Source organism: Aegicerativicinus sediminis (assembly GCF_015476115.1).
Taxonomy (GTDB): Bacteria; Bacteroidota; Bacteroidia; order Flavobacteriales; family Flavobacteriaceae; genus Aegicerativicinus; species Aegicerativicinus sediminis.
Genome location: NZ_CP064295.1, coordinates 3527246 through 3550894, shown reverse-complemented (window position 1 = coordinate 3550894; position 23649 = coordinate 3527246). Strand labels below are relative to the sequence as shown.

18 protein-coding genes are annotated in these 23649 nt (G+C 34.7%); 5 read left to right on the top strand and 13 right to left on the bottom strand.

Translation table 11 applies throughout. The annotated features are described in order from the left end of the window. Window positions 1-20: 20 nt before the first annotated feature. The 5 genes from ISU00_RS15180 to ISU00_RS15160 form a co-directional block, all read right to left on the bottom strand. On the bottom strand, window positions 21-1103 hold the full coding sequence (locus ISU00_RS15180; RefSeq protein WP_228851519.1) for a hypothetical protein: 1083 nt from the start codon (window positions 1101-1103) through the stop codon (window positions 21-23). Continuing rightward, window positions 1100-2212: a hypothetical protein gene (locus tag ISU00_RS15175; protein ID WP_228851518.1), complete on the bottom strand. Its 1113-nt coding sequence runs from the start codon at window positions 2210-2212 to the stop codon at window positions 1100-1102. Before ISU00_RS15175 ends, ISU00_RS15180 begins: the two co-directional genes overlap by 4 nt. 168 nt (window positions 2213-2380) lie before the next feature. Continuing rightward, window positions 2381-2761, bottom strand: coding sequence for a hypothetical protein (locus ISU00_RS15170; protein WP_228851517.1), 381 nt, complete (start codon window positions 2759-2761; stop codon window positions 2381-2383). Window positions 2762-2779: 18 nt separating this feature from the next. Continuing rightward, window positions 2780-4900: an elongation factor G gene (locus ISU00_RS15165; RefSeq protein ID WP_228851516.1), complete on the bottom strand. Its 2121-nt coding sequence runs from the start codon at window positions 4898-4900 to the stop codon at window positions 2780-2782. A gap of 466 nt (window positions 4901-5366) precedes the next feature. Continuing rightward, window positions 5367-5582, bottom strand: coding sequence for a hypothetical protein (locus ISU00_RS15160; protein WP_228851515.1), 216 nt, complete (start codon window positions 5580-5582; stop codon window positions 5367-5369). A 173-nt stretch (window positions 5583-5755) separates the two neighbouring features. Here ISU00_RS15160 and ISU00_RS15155 point away from each other — a divergent pair, with 173 nt between their 5' ends. The 3 genes from ISU00_RS15155 (at window position 5756) to ISU00_RS15145 (ending at window position 10555) form a co-directional block, all read left to right on the top strand. Further along, the gene (locus ISU00_RS15155) at window positions 5756-6061 is read left to right on the top strand and encodes an HPF/RaiA family ribosome-associated protein (RefSeq protein WP_228851514.1); all 306 of its coding nucleotides are present in this window, start codon (window positions 5756-5758) and stop codon (window positions 6059-6061) included. Window positions 6062-6353: 292 nt separating this feature from the next. Beyond that, window positions 6354-9266, top strand: coding sequence for a PEP/pyruvate-binding domain-containing protein (locus ISU00_RS15150; protein ID WP_228851513.1), 2913 nt, complete (start codon window positions 6354-6356; stop codon window positions 9264-9266). Window positions 9267-9289: 23 nt separating this feature from the next. After that, on the top strand, window positions 9290-10555 hold the full coding sequence (locus ISU00_RS15145) for a serine hydrolase (protein ID WP_228851512.1): 1266 nt from the start codon (window positions 9290-9292) through the stop codon (window positions 10553-10555). A 2-nt stretch (window positions 10556-10557) separates the two neighbouring features. On the opposite strand, the gene ISU00_RS15140 is transcribed toward ISU00_RS15145, so the two are convergent. The 6 genes from ISU00_RS15140 to ISU00_RS15115 form a co-directional block, all read right to left on the bottom strand. Further along, entirely contained in the window at window positions 10558-13383 is a 2826-nt protein-coding gene (locus ISU00_RS15140) for an Npt1/Npt2 family nucleotide transporter (RefSeq protein WP_228851511.1), read from the bottom strand. Between the two features lie 24 nt (window positions 13384-13407). After that, complete coding sequence (locus ISU00_RS15135) at window positions 13408-14376, bottom strand: serine hydrolase (protein ID WP_394368521.1); 969 nt, start codon at window positions 14374-14376, stop codon at window positions 13408-13410. A 174-nt stretch (window positions 14377-14550) separates the two neighbouring features. Further along, complete coding sequence (locus ISU00_RS15130) at window positions 14551-15558, bottom strand: NADP-dependent oxidoreductase (protein WP_228851510.1); 1008 nt, start codon at window positions 15556-15558, stop codon at window positions 14551-14553. 131 nt (window positions 15559-15689) lie between these two features. Beyond that, window positions 15690-16385 (bottom strand): hypothetical protein, encoded by a 696-nt coding sequence (locus ISU00_RS15125; RefSeq protein ID WP_228851509.1) that lies wholly within the window; start codon window positions 16383-16385, stop codon window positions 15690-15692. A gap of 85 nt (window positions 16386-16470) precedes the next feature. Further along, on the bottom strand, window positions 16471-17985 hold the full coding sequence (locus ISU00_RS15120; protein WP_228851508.1) for a DEAD/DEAH box helicase: 1515 nt from the start codon (window positions 17983-17985) through the stop codon (window positions 16471-16473). 118 nt (window positions 17986-18103) lie between these two features. Beyond that, window positions 18104-18583 carry an Hsp20/alpha crystallin family protein gene (locus tag ISU00_RS15115; protein WP_228851507.1) on the bottom strand — a complete coding sequence of 160 codons (480 nt, stop codon included), beginning with the start codon at window positions 18581-18583 and terminating at the stop codon, window positions 18104-18106. Between the two features lie 553 nt (window positions 18584-19136). Here ISU00_RS15115 and ISU00_RS15110 point away from each other — a divergent pair. Then, the gene (locus ISU00_RS15110; RefSeq protein ID WP_228851506.1) at window positions 19137-19691 is read left to right on the top strand and encodes an ExbD/TolR family protein; all 555 of its coding nucleotides are present in this window, start codon (window positions 19137-19139) and stop codon (window positions 19689-19691) included. Here the strand turns inward: ISU00_RS15110 and ISU00_RS15105 are convergent. Continuing rightward, window positions 19672-20115: a 3D domain-containing protein gene (locus ISU00_RS15105; protein ID WP_228851505.1), complete on the bottom strand. Its 444-nt coding sequence runs from the start codon at window positions 20113-20115 to the stop codon at window positions 19672-19674. The genes ISU00_RS15110 and ISU00_RS15105 overlap by 20 nt on opposite strands. 81 nt (window positions 20116-20196) lie before the next feature. Between ISU00_RS15105 and ISU00_RS15100 the strand changes: the two genes are divergently transcribed. Further along, entirely contained in the window at window positions 20197-21528 is a 1332-nt protein-coding gene (locus ISU00_RS15100) for a dipeptidase (RefSeq protein ID WP_394368520.1), read from the top strand. Here ISU00_RS15100 and ISU00_RS15095 read toward each other — a convergent pair. Continuing rightward, window positions 21522-23522 (bottom strand): alpha-ketoacid dehydrogenase subunit alpha/beta, encoded by a 2001-nt coding sequence (locus ISU00_RS15095; RefSeq protein ID WP_228851504.1) that lies wholly within the window; start codon window positions 23520-23522, stop codon window positions 21522-21524. The genes ISU00_RS15100 and ISU00_RS15095 overlap by 7 nt on opposite strands. Window positions 23523-23649 lie beyond the last annotated feature (127 nt).

Here is a 23649-nt window from a genome sequence, read left to right as displayed (position 1 = left end):
AGGGATAACCTGAGCCTTTTTCATTTTACTTCGAAAGGGATGATTATAGATTCATTATTCGGGATTTCTTCATTGGAACTAAGATCTGTATCGAATAACCTCAAAAGATTATTACCTGCTAAATCCTCTGCCCTTGTTTCAATTAGAATAGCATACTTTCCAGGTTGCCAATTTTTGTGAGGCTTAAATTTTAGGCCATATAAATTTTGCACTGGCTCCAATTCCCCTTCAACAAAATCACCATTTTCTTTTAAAATTTGGATGGCATCCATGGCTACAATTAAATCCCAGGTATCATTAAAGTTTATATTTAGGCTGTGTAGTGTATTTAATTGAATTCTATTTAATTGAATTTTATTTATATCCAATTTATTTTTATCGGCCGCAGTTACAAAAAAAGTTCTAGAATAGGAATGATCCAAGGAAGCGCCTGAAGCAGTTGGCCATTGTTCTGATATGATAAATTCGTATTTCTTATTTGCGATTAGTGGGGTACCGCTTTCTTTGTTGGGAATTAAATCTTTTTTTATCCTTCCAGGGTCCAACCAAAGGGTAAGTTCGGTATTATCTTCATTCCACAAATGGTTTTCAAGTGATAAAAATATTGGCACCACTTCCCCATTCGATAAGTCTTTAACTTGTATGTATTGCAATGGGTCTTGTACTTTATTCATTTCCTCGGAAAATGCCAGATACATTTTTAAAAGATTTTGAGGAACGGTATCCTTTTGTGGGAACCAATATTGTAGACGGGCATTCTGCTTAGATTGTAGTGGGATTTCAAAAGAAATCAATTCTTCCTCCTTGGACTTTAAACTATAGGTTAAACCTGGAGTAAATGGTATCAGGGGTACAAATTCAAAATGATCTGTTTTCCAGAGTAAATTGCCTAAAATTGGAGGATTTTGATCGCCTTTGATGGTAACATGTAGATCTGTAGTTTCCTCATTTGAATAAAACTTTACACTTACCGCCTCCCTTCCCTCGTATACAATTTCTGGTATGTCTATTGTTTTATGTTGTCTGCATGACCAAAAAATCAATAATAAAAAAAAGATCAAGGTATACTTGATCTTTACAGGTTTGAGTTCGATAGAGTTCATATCCATTGTTTAGTGCGAGTCTTTAAAATAAGGTCTCCTTCGGCTGTTCTTTGGATATAAATAACATTTTGATCATTATAGTCATCCAGTTGTAGAACATTCACCATTGGCAGACTAATATAATCTACGCCTGCTGTTTGGGCAAATTCTTCAACCGGATCAGTTAAACTTTTTTCGAATTTAGCTATGTCATCTTTGCTAATTCTCATCAATGGTCGATTAGTGTTGGCTAATAGAATATAATTTTTTCCTTCTTTTGAAATTTGGACCATATCCAAAGGAGAATTACCAGAACCTAACTCAGCTACAGTTCTACCTTTAACATGATTGCCATCAATTAATTCGGATAATGGAAATACCGTTAGCGGGGTACAGGTGTAACTCGCAAGCAGGTGATCGTTTCCATTTATGCTTATAAAATTAAAGGTTTTAATTGGGGCCTGAGTTTCAAATTGTCCGTGGGCGGCATGCCATATTTCCAAGGTTGCATGATCTTGATTTTCGTTAAATGGGAAAGCGATTTTTCTAAAGGTGCTTCCAAATTCTTTATTGGAAAGACCTGAAACATAAATATTGCCATCGTGGTATTTGAGGTCTGAAATTGCCCACATGCGTTGCGATCTTCCCCTTCTGTCCTTGGCATCAGTATCTATAGGATCCTTAAGGGAAATGGTTGAATGGCTGATGTTCTTTAGATCTAAATGTTCCCATTTACCTTTATTTAAACGAAGCAATACCGAATTTCCATTTCCGGTTTGTACGCCCAAATAAATATTTTTAGAAATAGGATTAACCGCCATATCGGAAATCTTTACGTTATCCACAGTAGTGCCTAAAACAGCTGCAATTGATTTATCCAAAGAATTAATATCCACTTCTTCACCATCGGATATATTTAAATCTTCAGTTTCTAAAGCGACAATTGAAGCAGTTTCAGAATCGCCAACAAATAGAATTCCATCAGGTCCGAATGCAAGTTTATTTATGGAAGATATTTTTGCGTCCCCTTCTGAAAAATTGAATGTCAGCCAAATATGGCTATCAAATATCGAGAGCAGCATACTATAAAAGCCTACTGCAAACAAAGTGAGGGTGGTGATAAGCTTCATAGACAAAATTTTGTTCAAAAATATGCCTACATACTTAAACATCTTAACTCAACGGATGGACAGTTTAACTCAATTAATCAGTTAACTAAAATTTAACATTAAGACATAAAAAAGCCTCTAATATTCTGATAAACATTATTTAGAGGCTTTAATAACTCTAATTTTTATTTAAAAATAGTTCAAAAAGAAGTCCATCATGTCTTCTTTGAGCTCATAATGCATGGAGATATAAGTACGCATGTCTTCACCTAGATTTCGATGGTTATTCTTTAATTGATCACCATAATCACTAGTTATATAAGCCCGGCTTATAGCTCTTGCCTTGTCCTTGCACCTTTGCAATAATTTTGAAATGACATCTTTTTCGATAATTATTCGATTCTGGAACATTTCAAGTTTTTTCAATGCTTCTGGATTTGTTTCTCTTTGAACAATATCCTCTAGTTGTTCTTGAAATGTATCCATTTCATTAAAATGGAAGCGTAGTTCGCGTTTCCATGTATCAACATTAAACTTTAAGTCGCTTAAATTCATTACTCGTGTTGACATGATACTGATTTTTAAATTTTATACTGTTTCTAATTCTGATTTTTCCAAAAGTTTGCTTTGAATATGTGATGGCACGGCACTATATCCTTCGAACGTTGTTGTGTAAGTAGCCCTACCTTGTGTTAGCGAGCGTAGTTGGGTCGAAAAATCGGTGAGTTCTACGGTCGGAATGATGCAATTCAAAACTTGCATACCGCCTTCAGATTCAATTCCTTGAATGATTGCCCTCCTACTCTGCAATTCCGTCATAACATTTCCTACCAATGATTCGGGCACCCTAATGGAAACCTTATCCGTTGGTTCTAATAATTTTGGATTTGCATTTAAAAAGGCTTGCTTAAAGGCATAGGCGCCTGCTAGTTTAAATGATATGTCGTTGCTATCAACGGCATGCATTTTTCCGTCATAGACCATTACCCTAACATCTCGAATGTAAGACTTGGTGAGAGGTCCAGATTCCATCACTTCCATAATCCCTTTCATAATGGATGGCAAATAACGGGCATCGATTACTCCTCCCACTATACAGTTGTAGAAAACCAATTTACCGCCCCATGAAAGATCAACTTCTTCTTTGCCTCTAATAGAAAATCCTTCTGGCTCTGGCATGCCTTCAAACCATGGTTCAATTTTTAGGTGTACTTCACCAAATTGACCCGATCCACCTGATTGTTTTTTATGGCGGTAACTTGCGGTTGAACTTCTTTGTATGGTTTCTCTATAGGAAATTTTTGGATCTTCAAATTTGGCCTCAATACCATATTCATTTATTAAAATCCAATTGATTATGGCTAAATGCAATTCGCCCTGTGTACCCAATAAGGTTTCTTTGGTTTCGTGTGAATATGATATGTCCGCAGTAAGATCTTGGCTGTGAATCTTTTTTAATGCCTCGCTTAGTTTTTCATCATCGCTTGAGTTAACTGCCGATACAGCCCTTGTAAGTCTAGGTTGGGGGAATTTTATTGGCTTGATTGTACCACATTCTGCTTTGGATGCTAAGGTGTCATTTGTATCAGTATATTTAAGCTTTGTAGTAGCCCCTATATCCCCTACGGTTAATTTTTGAACAGCATGCCGAGTTTTGCCGTCCATTACATAAAGTTGATTTAATACTTCAGACTCTCCAGTACGAGTATTATATAATTTATCATTAAGATTAACTTCACCAGATTTTACCTTAAAGAAAGTTATCTGGCCAAGATTTGATTGGTATAAAGTCTTGAAGACGAATAATGAAGTATTTCCTTCTAGTTTTGGTTCAATCAATTCTCCTTCAATGGTTTGTTCTGCTTTTAATTCTGTAGCGGCAGGGGCAACATTGTCAATAAAGCCCATTAACCGACCGCTACCCATATCATTTAAGGCTGAAACACAGAATACTGGGAATACTTCATGGTTGAGCATTCCTATTTTAATTCCCTGCCTTAATTCGTCTTCATTCAATGTTCCTTTTTCGAAGAACAATTCCATTAAGGATTCGTCATTTTCAGCAGCTTTTTCAACTAATTCATTGTGTAGGTAATTAGCTTTGTCGAGTTCAGATTCAGGAATTGGTAATTTTTCTGGTTTACCTCCCTCGGGACCAAATTTATACATCTTCATTTTAAGGACATCAATAATACATTGTGCCCCATCTATTGTATGAGGATATTGAATTGGAATAGCGTTTTTTCCTACCAATTGCTGAAGACTTTGTAAGGCGACATCGAATTTTGCCTTTTCATGATCAATTTTGTTGATTACGAAAACTGTGGGTTTATGGTACTTATCAATATAGTTCCAAATAATTTCGGTGCCTACCTCAACTCCTTGGTCTGCACCGATTAATGTTACTATTGTGTCCGCTACCCTTATTGATGATATAATTTCTCCGATAAAATCATCTAAACCTGGGGTGTCTATAATGTTGATCTTATAGTTTCGCCACTCGGTATGTAAGGGAGTGGCGAAAACCGAGGCTCCACGTTCTTGTTCTAAATCATGGTAATCTGATACCGTATTTTTTTGCTCTACGGTACCCCTCCTATTAAGAAGACCAGCTTCAAAAAGCATGGTCTCTGCAAGGGTGGTTTTACCTGTTCTATGGGCGCCAACGAAGACGACATTTTTAATGTGTTTGTTGTCAAATACTTTCATAAGGCGAATTATTTTGTAATTAATGGATTATGTAGAAGTCTCATTAAAGTTACGAATAGAAGAACCCTCAAAACATGACAAAAATTAGTTTTTAGGATATTTAGCCAAATCGACTAAATCGCCTAAAAAATCGAAATTGTAGAAGGGTATTTAATAAACTCGTTAAAGAATTTTAAAGATAAAGCGTTAATTGTCAGGAATTCTTCAATTTAGAATTTCTAAATTTTGTTGAATTTTCCCACTTTACAGAACAATAGATTTTTAATGAAATACAAGTAGAAATTCTTCTTTTAATTATTAGGCACAACCTTCTAGAATGAAGATGCTAGAATAAATTTACTAAGTACCGCTCATAAAAAGTGTAACTAATTATGGCCATTTTATAATAATCTTGGATGGGGAAATTGATTTTTAGGGTTAAAATAAATTAATTGGAAGAAATTAAAGAATCGTTTGAATAAAAAATCTACTCCTCTTCTTGGGATATACTATTTAGAGTCTCCTCTATTAATTTATCCTCTTCCGCTGCCTGAATCTTTTTACTAGATGTTTTTAATTTTCCATCTCCTTTCAACGAAAAACGAATATTTTCATCTGCCTTTACAATTGAATTAAAATTAGAAGATCGGCGGTACGCATCTTGGAAGTCTGCGTGTCTTTTTCGTTTTTCTTTTGTTTCCATAATACCGATTTTTGGAATGAAATGAAGATAAAGATAATCAGATGATTAGCTTTTTTCAAAATTTTATTTCTAGAAAAATGATTTAATACACCTAAAGCCATCATAAATTTCTATTAAAACACTTCCAAAGCTTATGTCATTTTTTATCTTTATAATTCTTAAAATTGATGAATATGACGGTAAATTTTGAATATCACGACGTAAAATCGAGTGAGACCCTTGAGGCCTTTGCTAAGGGGCATTTAGAAAAACTTTTCAACAAGTATGAATTCCTAATTCGTGCGGATGTTTTTTTTAAAGTAGAAAATACTGCAGAAGAAACCACCGGGAAGATTTCGGGTATTAGATTAAGTGTGCCTGGACCAAGACTATTTGCGGAAAGCAGTAAGGATACTTTCAAAAAAAGTTTTTCCGAAGCCGTCGAACAATTAGAACGACAATTAAGAAAAAGGAAAGGCAAAATGCAGTCTTATAACTAGATCTCATCTAGGGATAAGATTCAAATTACATATACCAATGTTATTTCTTATAAGGAGTTATTTTAGGATAACTCCTTTTTTTCTTAAGAATTAATTATTACCTATGACACTATAAACCAATTTGTGGTTTCACGAATATTGATAATAAGTAAACCGAATAAATCAATTTAAGGGTTTCGAAATATTATCTTTGGGATTGGTTATTTTACCATTTCTGATGTTAGATTTTATTTAAATAATGATCTATTTTCAGTATTTTACAACTTAAAATAATTCTTCTTAATTAAGAGATATGTCCTTTAAACATTTTAAACAATTTGGCCTAATTCTATGTTTGGTGTTCATAGCTAATGGATACTCCCAAGAAATTCCTAACAATAAGATTACAACTCTTATTTCTCAGCTTAAAAAGGATTCCCGAGGACCATATTATCGCATAAAATGGTTTTGTGATGATGGAACTATGAGAGATGCAAAGGACCCTTGCCCGGATGAGGTTGGTGGAATACAGCATGCCACGTTTAAGCCAGAAGTTGAACAGTTGGCACAGGAGTACGGACTTTATTTTGCAGATATTTTGGCAAGTTTGGATGAAGCTAAATTTTGGGATGCCCAAAATAATATGAGCCGGATAAAACAATACCAATTAAATAAATACTTAGTTAATGTAGACAATGGTTGGATTTTAGAGAGGGGACAATTTTACAGAGGCTCTATTCAGTCTGAAGATGAAGAGGCTTGGGGTGTTGATTTTTACCATTGGTTACTTGAAAAGGATGAGGTTCTTGACAAATATTATTTCTTGGTAAGACAATCCCTTAGGGATATTCCACATAGTGGCGATGATAACTTGGCCCAACGGGTGCGCTCAGAGTCTAAAATGATTGCTGATGAGTATGAACCGTTTATGGATATTCGTGTTAAAATTCATAGTAAACCTGAACCAATAGATATAAAGTTAGTTGATGATTTTTACGCAAAACACCAAAACGATTTATCGGCTGACATCAAAAAACTTTTCACAAAACTTAGGGCATCTTTGCGAGAATTCCATAAACCGGTAGACTTTCAAAGTTTAGCGGCAAATGCCCAGAAAGTAAAGACTAATAATGAATTAACCTCCAGATTAAAAGCGTTTCTAACATCTTCTTCTAATAATTTATCAGATGAAGTTCTGATTTCAGAAATTTCTGATTTGCTGTATCAGATTCGCATTAACATTAATGAAATTGAATCTTCAGAGGATAAACTGTTGATTTTGGATATTTCTAATAAACTGGAAGATATCCTTATAAAAAAGGCTAACGATTGGGATACGAATACCTTAGAAACCTTGACGGATAAAATTAATTTATTGGGTTGTGCCACGGTCGGGACTGGTTTAGTTGAGGATTGGGAATATCAGACTGTAGATAATAAATTGGCCTTAATGGGAGATGCCGAAGCAACCTTACAAGGTTTAAATCAGTTTTTGGAAGTTTCAAGAGCCTTAGTGCAATGGTCAACGGCTTATGTGAAAAGCATTTATGGTGAAACAGTAGAAATTTATTCAGAGTTCGAGCCGAAGGCTCACGGATTTATTGATGACAGGGTTAGATCTACTGTTGCTCTTCCTTTAGGAGATGCTGTTGGCAAATTGGGTTCCTTTATTTCGGAAAATTCTGCGGTTACTAATAATGTATTTGATATCCCACAGCAAAGCAATATTACCGGTTTAAATCCTGGATATGCAAAAGGGAAATTGTTCGTAATTGAAGGAAATCAAAATAATGTGGAGGTTAGCAGAGAGAACATATACGTTTTCCAACGTCCTCCTTCCGATTTAAAACCAGTTGCAGGAATTCTAACCGTTTCTGAAGGAAATTTAGTTTCTCACGTTCAGCTACTCGCTCGTAATCTTGGAGTTCCGAATGCGGCCCTTTCAGATGGAAACCTAATGTCGCTTAAAAAATACGATGGCAAAGAAATTTTTTATGCAGTTTCAGATAAGGGAACGGTATTGATGAAGCTTGCTAATGAAATGACAAATCAAGAGAAGGATTTATTTACTGAAAAAGTCACAAAACGGAACGTTATAACTGTACCAACTGATAATATAAAACTGGAACAGACTACGATACTTAATTTACGTGATGTTAATGCCAATGATTCAGGAAAATTATGTGGACCAAAAGCGGCTAATTTAGGGCAGTTAAAGTCTTTGTTTCCCGATCATGTTGTTGAAGGCTTTGTTATACCATTCGGGATTTTCAGGGACCACATGGATAATACGATGCCAGGAGAAACTGTTAGTTATTGGACATTTTTGAACACAACATTCCAAAATGCTAGGGAGATGAAGACTTCTGGCAAACCTGAGAGCGAAATAGAAGCCTACCAATTAGAACAATTGGCAAAGCTTAGGGAAGGAATCATGAATTTAGATTTTAAGGAAAGTTTTAAGGAGGATATAAAATCTAATTTCAAGAATGTTTTTAAAAAGGATATTGGTGAAGTTCCTGTATTTCTTAGGTCTGATACCAATATGGAAGATTTAAAAGAATTTACTGGGGCTGGGTTGAATTTGACGTTGTTCAATGTGGCTGATGAAAATAAAATTTATGAAGGAATTAAAAAGGTTTGGGCTTCACCATATACTGAACGTAGTTTTAAATGGCGTCAACAATACCTTTTAAATCCGGAAAATGTATTCCCTTCAATTTTGGTTATTCCGAGTGTAGATGTTGAATATTCTGGAGTAATGATTACTCAGGGTATCAATTCTGGCAATAAAGAAGATTTAACGGTTGCAATAAGTAAAGGTGCAGGTGGAGCCGTTGATGGTCAATCTGCAGAGACAAGACTCATAAGTGAGACTGATGTTGTTTTATTGTCTCCAGCTAGAGATCCAGATTATAATGGGCTACCTTCAACCGGAGGCACTTCTAAGTTGTATACAACTTTTGAAAAACCTATATTGAATGAATCAAATATTAAGGATTTAAGATCGATTGCTGGAGAGATACGGGAAAAAATGCCCAAGGCATGGAATAATGATTATAAAGGCGCTTATGATGTGGAATTAGGTTTTAAGGAAGATAAATTGTGGTTGTTCCAAATTCGTCCATTTGTGGAAAATTCTAATGCCAAGACTTCTGAATATTTAAATTCAATTGCGCCTAAAATTGATTATTCCAAAAAAATTAATTTATCTACAAAAATTTGATTTCCAAATAAAAAACATCAGGGATGAAAAAGACATTATTATATTCTGCTTTGACAATTTTTGCATTAATCTCATTTGGTTTCAACTACTACCCTATCGATGGATATAATCAAACGGGAATTACACGGTTGCTTCAACTAGAGAAAATTGTGAGAGATAGCATAAAATATACACGTATACCAGCTGGCGCCTATTTTAAATTAAGCGATATTAAATTGAACTTGGTTAGTCGTTCTAAGGATTCCGTTGGAGAAATTATGGTTGAAGATCCTGATTTTGAAAAGGAATTGGGACGCGTTATTCCAAATGCTGGCTATTCTGCTGCCATTATGGATATGACCAACCCGGATAAATTAAGATATGCCGCATTTAGGGAGACGGTAGGTTACCAACCAGGTAGTGTTGGTAAAATAGCTGTTATTACTGCACTATTTACCCAACTGAAAAATTTATGTCCAGATTCTTGGGATCAACGAGTCCATTATTTAAAAACCATACGCAAACATTCAAGGTATTGGGGTTTAGGAGATCATCACACCATTCCTATTTACAATCCAGAGACCGATAAATTAACCAAGCGAAAAGTTATTGCAAGCGATGAATTCTCACTCTATGAGTGGGCAGATCATATGCTATCCGTAAGTAATAATGGTGCTGCTAGTATTGTTTGGAGAGAAGCGTTATTAATGGCAGGTTTGGGTCAAGATTACTTTACGACCACGGAAGAAGAACAAGAACAATGGTTTAAGGATACTCCAAGAGACACTTTAACTAATTTAGCTAATAGAGTTGTAAATGAACCACTTAGAAATCTTGGAATCTCAAAAGACGAATGGAGACTTGGAAGCTTTTTTACAACATCTGCGAACAAATATGTAAGCGATAAAGGAGGGAGTATTGGTACCCCAGTTGGTTTGATGAAATATTTGGTTCAATTAGAGCAAGGAAATGTTGTTGATAGAAATTCAAGCTTGGAAATAAAGAGATTACTTTATATGACTGATCGTAGAATTAGATATGCATATTCAAAAGAATTAGATTCTGCCGCCGTATATTTTAAATCAGGAAGTCTTTATAAATGTGATAGAGAAAAAGATCCTGATTGTGCTGCATATGCTGGAAATGTATATAATTACATGAATTCTGTTATTATAGTAGAGCATCCGAACGATGTAAAATACATAGTAGTTCTAGAAACTAATGTTTTGAATAAGAATTCGGCAGGAGCACATATGTATTTAGCTAGTGCCATAGACAAAATTATCAATCGAAAAGAAGAGACTGATTAACTTCAATTATTGACAACTTTTCTGTAATATTTTTGAATTTCTTTATTCCGGTGATATTTAAGAAATTTAAGGTGTGGTAAATAACTTTTATCATTTAGTAAACTAATAAGATTTAATACAGTAATTTTTATTCGTTTACCCCTATTTCTCATAAGGTTAACAAGAATGGTTTTTTCTTCACCTATAGTTGGTTTGAATTCTAATTCGTTACTAGGAGATTGGCCTTCTATAATTTGATATTCAATTATCGGTAGAACACTTGCCTTAAGTTTCAACTGTAATAGGTTATCTAAAAATTCAAGGGCATTGGCTTTGGCATCTGGTAGTTCACTTTGAAGTCCAAAATAAACTACATCTACATCAGACTTGTCATATTTTAATGACAATAAATTGAAGAGACAATGTAGACTAAGTTGCTTCTGGTCATTCAGTACATCTATTAAATGTTCACGCGCTATTAATAGTTCTGTGAATTCATCAGAACCATCTTGTTTTGCCATTGAAATAGAAATTTGATTTTGTATGGTCGCAATGGCATCAAGTGTTTCTCTAAAATATTTGGTTTCTGAAATGATATATCTAATGAGCTGACGATCCGTAATCCGAATGTTAGCAAGTCGTTCTTTCATTTGACTCAAGGTCCGCGAGGATTCCCTACGAACAACAACATCCCTGCTTTTTAACAGAGTAAGTAAAGCTTTAAAGGAATCCTTGGTTTTAAAGCTCTCAAGTACCTTAGGTATGTTTTCCTTAATATTGTCTGATAGAACCTCATGCTGGATACTTTTTAAAATCATTTGCGGAATTCCTGGTCCATAGTGCCTCAATGCCTTAATGCTTTTTTTCCTGTATTCCTTTTTGTCTAAAAAGTGAAGAATAGGTTCAATAAATTGTGGATCTCCGGTGTGTCCTGCAGCTTTTATAGCTTGATTTACGATGTATGGGTCTTTATTATTGAAATGAATTGCTATATATGAATAGAATTTTTCAATCCCCGAATAACCTATGGTTGCTAATAGTTGAGCTATTTCTTCGGTTCTTATTAAATTTTCATGATGATGCAAATGATTGATTTGCTTTTCAATCCGCTGTTCCAAATTGTATCGCTGGCTAAGCCATTTATTCGAATTGGCCACTTTGGCTAAACATAATAATGAAGCCTCAGCTATGTAGCTATTTTCGTGATCTAAATATTTAATATATATCTCCTCCTCTTCTAAGTTTACATTGGTGTGGGATAATAAATACTCCATAGCTTTATAGACAACTTTTCCGTTTTCTATTTTTATTAAACTGAATACCTCCTTATTTGCAGTACCTCTTTTATAGTGGTAAAGTTGTTCAATAGCTTCAATCTTGACTTTGTCGGATGGATGATTCAACAATTCGATAATATTCAATTTGAGGGATCGAATTCGGTGATTAGGTAAATGCTTCAATAAATTAACAATATCATCTGGAGTTCCGGATTGCAGAATTCTTATTGCGGAACTTATTGTGTTTTCCTTGAGCAAGGATTTTTTGCTTTCATCATTGTGCTCTAGAGACCGTTGTAAATTAGCTCTAAATGAATTGAAATAAGCCCCCCTTAATTTGTAAATAATTATGATCCATGCGAACAAGAAAAATATGATAATAAGAGTGATGTAAATTGTTGGTAATTCTAAACGTCTTACTACAAATATGAGCATTAGTCCTGCTAAACCTGTAGCAACACTATCCACAACAACATCTAAATAAGATTTAGCCTGATTCTTTATTTGGTATGGTATAGGTAAAATAGAAAGTTCTAAAGCGGCCTTGTTTATAGACTGTTTAAAGCCTCCATCCATTCCTTTCAAAATAATTAATACCCATAATTCGGGAAAAGCTAAAAATAAAAGTGAGCCTAAAGCCAACCCTAATGGTAATATCAGTAAAGTAGAAGTAACCCCAAAAAATGAAAGAATTCGATTGGTTAAAAACAGTTGAATTAATAATGCCATAACATTATAGGTGGAAAACCAAAAACCAAAGAAAGAGGATAACTCTTCAGGATTTCTTATTGCTTTATGAGCAAAATCACTAAACTGAAAATCGACCAAACGAGCTACTAATACCCCAACACTTATAACACCTGCGGTTAGTGTTAAGTGTTTAGATTCCAAAATCAGTTTAAATGCAGATTTTGATTGCTCATCTTCTTGAATTATTTTTCTTTTTTTTCGGATAAAAACTGAGAGTTTTCTTATCCTAATTTTCCAAATAAACCCAACAATAGGCACACAGGCAAACAAAAGAACGGCTGCCACAATTATGGCAGACATGTTGTTAAATGAAGATACAATTAAAGTTGTTAGATATCCTCCAAAAATTCCTCCTGCTATAGCTCCTGCACCTATAAAGCCGAATAGACGTTTAGCTTCTCGTGCATTAAAAACCATATTTGCCAATATCCAAAATTGGGAAGTTGTGAGAACGGCAAAAAGAGCAACCCCGATATAGAATAAATAAAGAATAAAATCAGGGATAAAATTGTAATAAAGAAATACTGCGAGGGCAATAAACGATAAACTAAAACCCGTTAATGTTAGAACTGCAACCTTTCTTAATGAGAATTTTTTAACCGCCTTGTTATAATAATAAGAACTTATAACTGCTGTAATTGCCACTAAAATGTATCCATAGGGCAAGTTGTCTGCTCCTAGTTGAGAAAGAAATAAGGCATTAATGGTCGGTTTTACAATAAGTAAAACAGTGATTAATAGGAAGACATATAATTGCATAAGAAGAGCAATCTGAACTTCGTTATCACGAATGTCGAAAGTCTCCTTAAAAAATGATTTCAAGTACAAAACAGGGCTTTAATTTGCCTATAAAGTACGTGAATTTTTCAATACATTATCGAGTGGGTAAACCAATTTTCTGATGATGTTCTCACCAAGATTATCATCGATTAAGGCAACAATGATATAATGTCTTTTTGGACCCCAAACCAAAACTGAATCTGAGTGATAGTTTTTCCAAGATCCAGATTTTCTGAATAGAGTGGCCCTTGGAGCAAGTTTTTCCAATGTGTTTACAAATTTATGGTGCAATGCAGGATCTTTCATAATATCTAACATCTCCCTAGAACGATCAGCACTTACAAGACGTCCCATGGCGAGCTGATAATAGAAACTACAAACTTGCTTAACTGTTGCGGCATGGCTTAAACCTTTCAAAGGTTCAGGATAACGGCGGCCACCTGCCGCATACCGCTTTCCAACCCATAGGCCTCCTCCTGCTTCTTCATCATAAAGTTTATAATCCGTTCCTCTTAACACACTTTCTATCTTTTCATAACCTAAACGATCTATCATTCTAGTAGAGGCATGATTATCAGATTTGCTAATCATCAGCCTAAGATCGTTTTTTATAGTTTCTGTTTCTTCCAATTCTCCTTTTTCAAAAGCATCCATGGCTGATAAAAGAATGGCAATCTTTGGCAGGCTAGCAGCATACATCATTGTATTATCATTTATACCTGCATACTTAATTTCATTTGGGTTTGTAAGATCAACAATACCCACAGCCATTTTATTATTTCGCACAAGATTTTTCCAATATGGATCCTTTTCAATTTCACTTTCAAGGATTTTCTGAAGATCCATGTTGCCAAGATCTGCAATTGGTTGAATGGGTTGTTCATTCACGATGGGCAGTTCATTGTATTCCATCATAGCCGGACGAGGAATTTCTGGTGCTATCATGGCAATATGACCCCTTGACTGGGCACTTAGCTGCATACCGACCATTACAATTCCTGCCGAAACAAAATTTAGGGCTTTTTTATAAGACATATATTTTAGAATGCTATTTTTCAATTTTATAATCGACAAATTTAGTTGCAAAAACGAGACCAAAAAATGACATATGTTAATTTTTTAAACAATCTTAACAACTCTTTATTTCATTAACGTTCATATTATCATTTTCTTATGATTGAATATAAAGAAAATTTTAATAAATACAGATTAATTTACTTTTAGAACGAGTTTACCTTGTTTCTCGCCTGAAAATAAAGTTTTAAATGCTTTATAAAAATTTTCAATTCCTTCAATAATCGTAAATTCACTTTTTAGTTTTCCTTCTTTAACCCACTTCCCCATTTCGCTAAGTGCTGAAGGGTATTTTTCTTTATAATCAAATACAACCATTCCCTGCATAGTTGCTCTATTTACCAATAAAGACATATAATTATTAGGCCCTTTTATTTTTTTATCGTTATTATATTGGGAAATTGCGCCACAAATTACTATACGTGCATGTCTTTTTAGCAAAGTGAGGGCTGCATCTAGGATTTCACCGCCTACATTATCAAAATATACATCAATTCCATCTGCGCAGCTTACCCTAAGCTCTCTTAAAAAGTTTTCTGCCTTATAATCCAAGGCCTTGTCAATATTAAGCTCGTTAATTAGATAGTCACATTTTGCCTTTCCCCCTGCAATGCCAATTACTTTACAACCTTTTATCTTGGCAATTTGACAAACCACACTGCCCACTGCGCCTGCAGCAGCGGAAACTAATACAACATCGCCCTCTTTGGCTTTTCCAACCTCCAATAAACCAAAATAAGCCGTTAAGCCCGTCATGCCTAACGCCCCCAAATAATAAGGAAGTGGCAATTGACTTGACGGTATTTTTTGCCATCCCTTACCGTTAGTTATACTATATTGTTGCACTCCATTCCACCCAGTAAGGATATCTCCTTTTTGAAAGGGGGCTCCATCCCCTACTTCCATAACTTCAGCTATCACACCTGCTCTCATTACAGCACCTATTTCAATAGGTTCGATGTATGATTTTCCTTTATTCATCCATCCTCTCATTGCAGGATCAATGGAAACATAAAGATGTTTTAAAAGCATTTCTCCGCTAGAAGGTTTAGGTATTTCGGAATTTTTAACTTCCCAGGTGTCAATTTCAGGAAATCCAATCGGCCGTTTGGCTAAGATCCATTGTTGATTTACATCCTTCATAAGTTAGTTTGGTAAAAAAGGTTATTTCCCTTAGAAGGTAACAATAAAATTACCAACTACTATACGTTTTGTATTAAGTTATGGATGTTTAAGTTTTATTAAAATATGGGAATGTTTAAAATCTAATTAATTTACTGACCCTCTTTTTCTTTTTCTTCCTTTTTGTAGACTATAATTGTTGCCTTAACACCAGTTAAAAGGTTCCATTTTTTTGAGGACACTAAATTCCCTTCATCGTCGTAAACTACAAATTCAGCAGTATTGGGACCAGATTCCCCTTGGTTTAAAGCAAGAAAATCTATTTGATTTACACCCGGATTCAATGGAATATTAAAACCCCTATATCCGGACACTAGTAATAAGGATGGTACATATATATCACCATTGACAAAAACCCTAACTAAATCACCATCAGGATATTCATGATCTCGGCACATTATATTAACGAATTTTCCATTGCTCCTAAATTCGCCCAAAAATTGGTCAGACATTGGAGCAATTTTGTAGCCTTGCTCCACCGCCTTTTGATTTATACGTCTTTCATATTTTTCACCTGGATCCAAGAGAGTAGATTTATCTAACATACTGAACCCTTTTTTTTCCTCCGTAATTTCAACAGGTTTTTTAAAAGCTGAACCTTCCATTGACTTAGGTGAAAGATCAATTTTGCGTTCCTCAGGTTTTATTTGGAAAGGTATGGTAGTAGAGTCCTTTTCTTTTGTTTCTTCCGCTGGAATAGGTATTGATTTATTCTGACGGTCCATTTGTTGAGACCATCCTAAAGAAGTTGAAACTATAACCAATAAGGAAAGTATTATTTTTTTCATAGCTAAACTCGTACGAGAATTGGCTTCAAAAACTGTTCCCAAAATTAATTAAACGAAGAAATTAGAGCTAAATTTTAACCTAAACTTAAAATTGACCGTTAAAACTGATCCTTAATTTGCGAATATATTCCTCGAATAACCAATCTTTATAATTATCCGTACAGTTCATGATACAATAAGAATATTGTTTTATCCGGAAGGCAATGTCATCTTCTAACAATTTTGCCAATGCACGGGCTTCAAATACATCCTCGGCATTTTCAATACACATTTGAGAGTGTTGGTCTATTGATTTTTCTATAGCTGTAATCGACTTCTTACCTTCAGAAATTACCTTCTTATATTCTGCCTTAATATCAAAATCTATAGAATCGGTACATTTAAACTTGCTGCGCAAGGCGTCAGGCATTTCGTATACGAAGTCTCTTTCTATATCCTCATCATTTCGAATATTCTCAAGATACATTTCTGGATATTTGAAAATATGAGGCCAATCCACATGTTGGTCCCAAGGACCAAATCGCAGAATATTATTTCCAAGGTCAACAACCGTAAAACTGTTTTTATTCTCTAGAACCCTAGATCCCCTTCCGATCATCTGAAAATATAATGTCAGGGATCTGGTAGCACGATTTAAAATGACTGCTTCCACTGTTGGTTCATCAAATCCTGTGGTTAGAATACTAACGGAAGTAAGGATTGCATCTGGTGTGTGTTTGAACCATTTTAAGATTTCTTTACGCTCCTGCTTTGTGGCTTTATTGTCTAGATGTCGAACGTTATAACCGGCCTTTTTAAAAGAATGATAAACTTCTTTTGAGGTATTAATACCATTATTAAATATCAAAGTTTTCTTTCCTAAGGCATGTTCCTCGTAGGCAGTAATAAGCTTGCCTTGCATAAAATGATTCGTATACAAGGCTTCAGAAGATTTTACAGTGTAATCGCCATTTATACCAATTTTGAGGGATGTAAGCGATACATCATAATTTATAATATCAGCCTTGGATAAAAATCCATTTTTAATAAGCGTAGAAATATCATCACCCACAATAAGCTGATCATAATTGTCGTTCATTGGAAGTTTGATATTGGAGCTTAGGGGTGTGGCTGTTACACCTAGAATAAAACAATCCTTAAAAAACTTAAACAACTTTCTGAAGGAATTGTAATGGGCCTCATCAATTATTACAAGACCAATGTTTTTCAATTCTAATTTATCATCGGTTAAGCGGTTGTTTAAAGTTTCAACCATGGCAACAAAACATTGGTAATCGTCTTGGTCCGGAAGATCTTTAACTTTACTATTAATTATTTTATTCGTTACACCAAAGCCTGTAAGCATACGCGAGGTTTGTCTGCATAGCTCAATTCTATGGGTTAGAATAACCACTTTCTGTTGATGATTTTTAATGTATTGTCTTACAATCTCAGAAAAAATGACTGTTTTACCTCCACCAGTAGGAAGTTGGTACAATAAATTATAGTTGTCAGGTGCAGTATTGAGAATTTCAAAAATTCGTTTAAGATCCGTTAGCTGATAGTCATACAATCGCTTTTTTAAAGGCTGCTTATCTGATAATGAAACGGATGTAGGCATATGGGCGTAAAAAAAATTCTCACAAAATTAGCATTTTATAGGGTTTGTGAGCAGTAATGTTAACAACATTTAAAAAAAAGGCCGCCAATTGGCGGCCTTTGTTGTTTGGAGTGAACAATTAGGAAATTTCTATACGCTTAGCAGGTTTCTCCTTAGCTTCTTCTTTTTTAGGAAGAATTACTGAAAGTATACCTTCCTTATAAATGGCTTTTATCTTATCAGAATTTACAGAATCTGGCAGGGTGAAAGTTCTTTTAAATGAAGAATAACCAAATTCTCTACGGGTATAGTTTTCTTCTTTTTCACTTTTCTCTGATTGAGTTTCTGAGGATATTGATAAAATCTTGTTATCAACGTCTACATTAAAATCTGATTTTTTCATTCCAGGTACAGCAATTTCCAATGTAAATTGTTCTGCATCCTCCTTAATGTTCACTGCAGGTAAGGTCATACCTGTATTGAAGTTGGATAAAAATCCGGTTCCTAAATCGTTATCAAAAAAATTGTCAAACCAAGATGAAAAACGAGGTAAAGTTGAGATTCCTCTATCTCTTGATTCTTTCTGTCCATTTTTTGGCACTGTTAATACGGTACTCATTTTAAATCTTTTTTATGTTAAACTTTAATTTAAATTCTTTCATTTTCCTCTATTTCAAAATGGATACCATACTTTAATTTTTAATTATTTCTGACAAAATTTCCAAAATTTAGGTCAATTTGACATTTTAACAAAACTTTTATCTGTCTGAACGTCAGTTGTATATATGATAAAAATCATTTTTTTATTATTATGCATAACATAGTACTGTAACAAAGTTTTAATTCCGTCGTCTATAAGTAAACATCAATCATTAAAAAATCATCAATCATGAGAACTTTAAACAACAATCAACTAACTTCCACTACAACCCATTCCAAATCTTATAATTGGAATTTGAAAAGAAGGTTTAAGTAAAAAGTTTAAAACGAACAGTATGACACGTTTGCGAACTATCACGAATACTTCGCATAATATAAATGAGAATCTGGAAAATAATCAAAGATGATTTTCATTTGGGAGGTATCATAAAAACCGATCGAAAAATAGTAGATCGGTTTTTTTGTGGTATTGTTTTTGTAATTAACATTTCATTAACATAAAACTCCTTCCCATGAAAACAAATCGTCATTCCTCTTCCCCACCTATCAATTCTGGTTCAATGGCTGATATAGCATTTTTGCTATTAATTTTCTTTTTGGTTTGCACAACCATCTCCTCGGATATAGGTTTAAAACGGCAACTTTCTAAACCTTGTCCCCCAAATGTTAATTGCGACTTATTGGTTAGTGAGTATAATTTGCTGAACATTCAAATTAATGAACACGATGAACTTATGGTTCGTGGTGAAAGACTTTCAATTGAACAATTAAAGGAGCGGGTAATTATGTTTATCGATAACAATGCTAATGATGAATGCCATTATTGTAAGGGAAAAAGGACAGCCTCAGATTCTGACCATCCACAAAAAGCAAAAATAGCCTTAGATGTAAATCCAAAAAGCACCTATAATTTTTACATCAAAGTGGAAGATGAAATTTCTAAGGCTTTTAAATTTTTACGAATTTCTTATGCACAAGCCACATTTGGCAAATCCATTGAAAATCTAGACAATGATGAATTAGTAAAAATTAGGGATGCTTATCCATTTAATTTGGCAGATTTTTAATCTCTTCGGTTTTGGTTGAATCGGGTATTTCAACCCTATATTGAATTGTAACATGTTTCCGCCCAAATTGTAAGGCGGCCTTTATATCTGTCCCCATGTAGACATCTATTTGGTTTCGTTTGCGAGCATGCATTCGATCCTTTACCAAATAAGTTCCTTCCAATCCTTCAATTTTAACAAGTGTATTATGGGCAAGTCCTAGACGTTCCAAATCTCTTGAAACTGCAATATATTTTTTACCGGGGATCAATGAATCCCCAAAAGCGGTTATATGTGGATTAGAATTTGTTTGTGTTACGGTAGAGTTATAAGCTGTTGCCTTAACTTCTTTTGTAATCCATTTATAATTTGGTTCATCATTTTCTTTACACGAAACAAAAACATATAATACAATAGCAATTATTTGGAAGCCCAATGATTTCATTTTCTAAAGTTACATTTTTATAGTTATGGGCAAACAGGACCAATACAAATTTGTAAATTCAGCCCCTTAAAACCCTTTACCATGAAGAAAATATTACTCCCAATTTTATTATGCGCATTTATTTTCAATTGTAAAAATGATAAAAAAGTCAATTCTGAAATAGATTCCATGAAACAAGATTCAATTGCATTAATTGAGAAGGCAAAGGCTATTCACAAAAATGTAATAACCTTAGACACCCATAACGATATTAATATTAATAATTTCACAGATTCCATTAATTATACTCAAAAACTCGACACTCAGGTAAACTTGCCTAAAATGAAAGAAGGTGGTTTAGACGTTGCTTGGTTCGTAGTTTATACAGGTCAGGATACTTTAACTGCTGATGGTTATGCAAAAGCTTATGAAAATGCCATTTCCAAATTTAATGCCATTCATAAATTGGTTGAGGAAATTGCTCCAGACCAAATTGCGTTGGCTACCACTTCCCAAGAAGTTCGAGATATTGTCGCTTCAGGGAAATTGGTTGCTATGATTGGTGTTGAGAATGCCTATCCTATTGGAACCGACCTAAAAAACATTGAGAAATTTTACAATTTAGGAGCTAGGTATATGAGTTTGGCTCATAATGGACACAGTCAATTAAGTGACAGTAATACTGGAGAGGAGAATAATGATTGGTTGCATAATGGATTGAGTGAATTAGGAAAAGAGGCTATTAAAGAAATGAACAGATTGGGAATGATGATCGATATCTCCCACCCTTCTAAAGAGGCAATTAAGCAAATGATTGAAATTTCTGAAGCCCCTGTTATAGCTTCACATTCCTCTGCAAGAGCTTTAGGGAACCACAGTAGAAATCTTGACGATGAACAATTGGAATGGATAAAGAAAAATGGTGGTGTGGTGCAAACTGTAGCATTTAAAAGTTACGTGGACCCAGAAAAGAATACCTCTAGATCAGATTTTGAAAGGGATGTTAGGAAACAGGTTATGGAAGCAAACAATATGGCTTATTTGGAAAGAGCTGATATTCGAAAATTGGATCCAGAAGCCCGTAGAGCCTATTATGATGCTTATAACAGTATTAAACCTGAGGTTGACAAACGATTAGCTGAGATGACTGATGTTCCAGAAGGAGTTAATGTATCAGATTTTGTAGATCATATTGATTACCTAATTTCCAAATTAGATATAGACCACGTCGGTATTAGTAGTGATTTTGATGGAGGCGGCGGAATTGAAGGATGGAATGATGCTTCAGAAACCTTTAATGTCACCTTGGAATTAGTAAAAAGAGGTTACACTGAAGAAGAAATTGGTAAATTATGGAGTGGAAATCTTCTTAGAGCACTAGATGAAGTTGAAGCAAAAGCCAAAGAAATTCAATCAGCGTTAAACCCTCAATAATTGAGTAGGTTTTTAAGTTCCTTTTCGAACCGAACTTTTGGTAAATAGTTGTTTTCTAAATTTTCAGCAAATGGTATAGGTGTTTCTATACTCCCAACTCGTATGACAGGGGCGTCTAGATAATTAAAACAATTTTCCATAATTAACGCAGAAATGTCTGCGCCTATTCCCCCAAAAAGACTGTCCTCGTGAAGAATAATGGCCTTATTAGTTTCCTTTACGGAAGTGAAAATTGTTTCTGTATCCAGTGGTTGTAAACTTCTTAGATCTAAAACGGTGGCATCGATTTCTGGATTGTTATCCAATACCTCTAATGCCCAATGGACAGCGGCACCATAAGAAATTATGGTAACCTGTTTGCCATTACGCAATATGTTAGCTTTGCCAAAAGGAATATTATAGTAGCCCTTTGGAACATCTCCTTTTTTACTTCTATAAAGACCCTTATGTTCAAAAAACATAACCGGATTAGGGTCTGCAATTGCCGTTAACAACAAACCTTTGGCATCTTCTGGAAAAGCCGGATAAACAACTTTAAGTCCAGGTGTTTTTGTAAACCAGGCCTCATTAGTTTGCGAATGGAAAGGCCCTGCTCCCACTCCTGCCCCACAAGGCATTCGAATTACAACGTCTGCATTTTGGTTCCAGCGATAGTAAGATTTGGCCAAGTAATTTACAATTGGATTAAATCCTGAGCTCACAAAATCGGCAAACTGCATTTCAACAACAGATTTCATCCCTGCTATGGAAAGTCCCATGGCCGTTTCCACTATTCCGGATTCGCATATAGGAGTATTTCTTACCCTATCCTTGCCAAACTCTTCTAAAAAACCTTCCGTAATTTTGAAAACACCACCATATTCGGCAATATCTTGCCCCATTAACACCAACTCCTTATGTTTCCGCATCCCCTCTCGTAACCCATCAGATATTGCATCAATAAAACGGATTTCATCTTTGGTTGCTTCTACTTTTGTTTTAGTAATTTCAAACGGTTGGTAAACATCCCCTAGTTCTACATTTGTATCAGCAGTTATAATTGGTTCTTCATTAACAGCTTCTAAGGCATCATCAATTTCTTTAGAAATTTCACTTTGAAACTGCTCCTCAATATCCACGGTGAGGATTTTATTGACAATTAAAAATGACTTGAAATTTTCAATGGGATCTTTAGACTTCCATTCATTCATCACTTCCTCTGGAACATATTTGGTTCCACTTGCCTCTTCATGCCCTCTCATCCTAAAGGTTTTAAATTCAACCAATATCGGACGTGGACGTTTTCGCATACTTTCGGTTAATTTTATAACCTTAGTATATATTTCAATAATATTATTGCCATCTAAAATGAAGGAATCTATTCCATAACCTTTTCCTCTATCAGCTAAATCTCTACAGGCATATTGCTCTTTTGTAGGCGTGGATAGACCATATCCGTTATTTTCAATACAAAATAGTACTGGCAAGTTCCATACAGAGGCAATATTCAAAGCCTCATGAAAATCACCCTCGCTAGTACCACCCTCTCCTGTAAATACAGCTGTAACCCTATGAGTGTTTGAAATGATGTTTGCAAGTGCTATTCCATCCGCCACACCCAATTGAGGTCCCAAATGAGAAATCATTCCGACAATTTTATGTTCTTGGGTTCCAAAATGAAATGACCTGTCGCGACCTTTTGTAAAACCATTGGCTTTGCCTTGCCATTGGCTAAAAAGTTTTTCTAACGGCACTTTTCTAGTAGTAAAAACTCCCAAATTTCTGTGCATTGGGAGAATATATTCATTTGGTTGTAATGCCATGGTTACACCCACCGAAATGGCCTCCTGTCCTATGCCGGAAAACCATTTGCTCACCTTTCCTTGCCGAAGAAGTTTTAACATTTTCTCTTCAATCAATCGAGGCTTCAACATATTCATGTACAATTGAAGAAGTGTATTGTCCTCAAGACCCTTCTTGTCAAATTTGATTAATGTTGCAGTAGCAGTCAGCATTTCCAATAACTTATATCAACCAAATGTAACCAAAAAAGAGAGTGTTCATAAGGAATTGAGTTAATTTTAGACGAATGGTGAACAACTCTTTACATCTTAAAAGGTTAAATTTGTAGTTCGAACTAAT

Excerpts from the sequence above, each read along its gene's own strand:
- ISU00_RS15155 (WP_228851514.1), top strand. The coding sequence starts at position 5,756 with ATGACGGTAAATTTTGAATATCACGACGTAAAATCGAGTGAGACCCTT.
- ISU00_RS15150 (WP_228851513.1), top strand. The coding sequence starts at position 6,354 with ATGTCCTTTAAACATTTTAAACAATTTGGCCTAATTCTATGTTTGGTG.
- ISU00_RS15125 (WP_228851509.1), bottom strand. The coding sequence starts at position 16,385 with ATGAAAAAAATAATACTTTCCTTATTGGTTATAGTTTCAACTTCTTTA.
- ISU00_RS15175 (WP_228851518.1), bottom strand. The coding sequence starts at position 2,212 with ATGAAGCTTATCACCACCCTCACTTTGTTTGCAGTAGGCTTTTATAGT.
- ISU00_RS15165 (WP_228851516.1), bottom strand. The coding sequence starts at position 4,900 with ATGAAAGTATTTGACAACAAACACATTAAAAATGTCGTCTTCGTTGGC.
- ISU00_RS15095 (WP_228851504.1), bottom strand. The coding sequence starts at position 23,522 with ATGCTGACTGCTACTGCAACATTAATCAAATTTGACAAGAAGGGTCTT.
- ISU00_RS15110 (WP_228851506.1), top strand. The coding sequence starts at position 19,137 with ATGAAAACAAATCGTCATTCCTCTTCCCCACCTATCAATTCTGGTTCA.
- ISU00_RS15160 (WP_228851515.1), bottom strand. The coding sequence starts at position 5,582 with ATGGAAACAAAAGAAAAACGAAAAAGACACGCAGACTTCCAAGATGCG.
- ISU00_RS15135 (WP_394368521.1), bottom strand. The coding sequence starts at position 14,376 with ATGTCTTATAAAAAAGCCCTAAATTTTGTTTCGGCAGGAATTGTAATG.
- ISU00_RS15145 (WP_228851512.1), top strand. The coding sequence starts at position 9,290 with ATGAAAAAGACATTATTATATTCTGCTTTGACAATTTTTGCATTAATC.
- ISU00_RS15120 (WP_228851508.1), bottom strand. The coding sequence starts at position 17,985 with ATGCCTACATCCGTTTCATTATCAGATAAGCAGCCTTTAAAAAAGCGA.
- ISU00_RS15115 (WP_228851507.1), bottom strand. The coding sequence starts at position 18,583 with ATGAGTACCGTATTAACAGTGCCAAAAAATGGACAGAAAGAATCAAGA.
- ISU00_RS15130 (WP_228851510.1), bottom strand. The coding sequence starts at position 15,558 with ATGAAGGATGTAAATCAACAATGGATCTTAGCCAAACGGCCGATTGGA.
- ISU00_RS15170 (WP_228851517.1), bottom strand. The coding sequence starts at position 2,761 with ATGTCAACACGAGTAATGAATTTAAGCGACTTAAAGTTTAATGTTGAT.
- ISU00_RS15180 (WP_228851519.1), bottom strand. The coding sequence starts at position 1,103 with ATGAACTCTATCGAACTCAAACCTGTAAAGATCAAGTATACCTTGATC.
- ISU00_RS15105 (WP_228851505.1), bottom strand. The coding sequence starts at position 20,115 with ATGAAATCATTGGGCTTCCAAATAATTGCTATTGTATTATATGTTTTT.
- ISU00_RS15100 (WP_394368520.1), top strand. The coding sequence starts at position 20,197 with ATGAAGAAAATATTACTCCCAATTTTATTATGCGCATTTATTTTCAAT.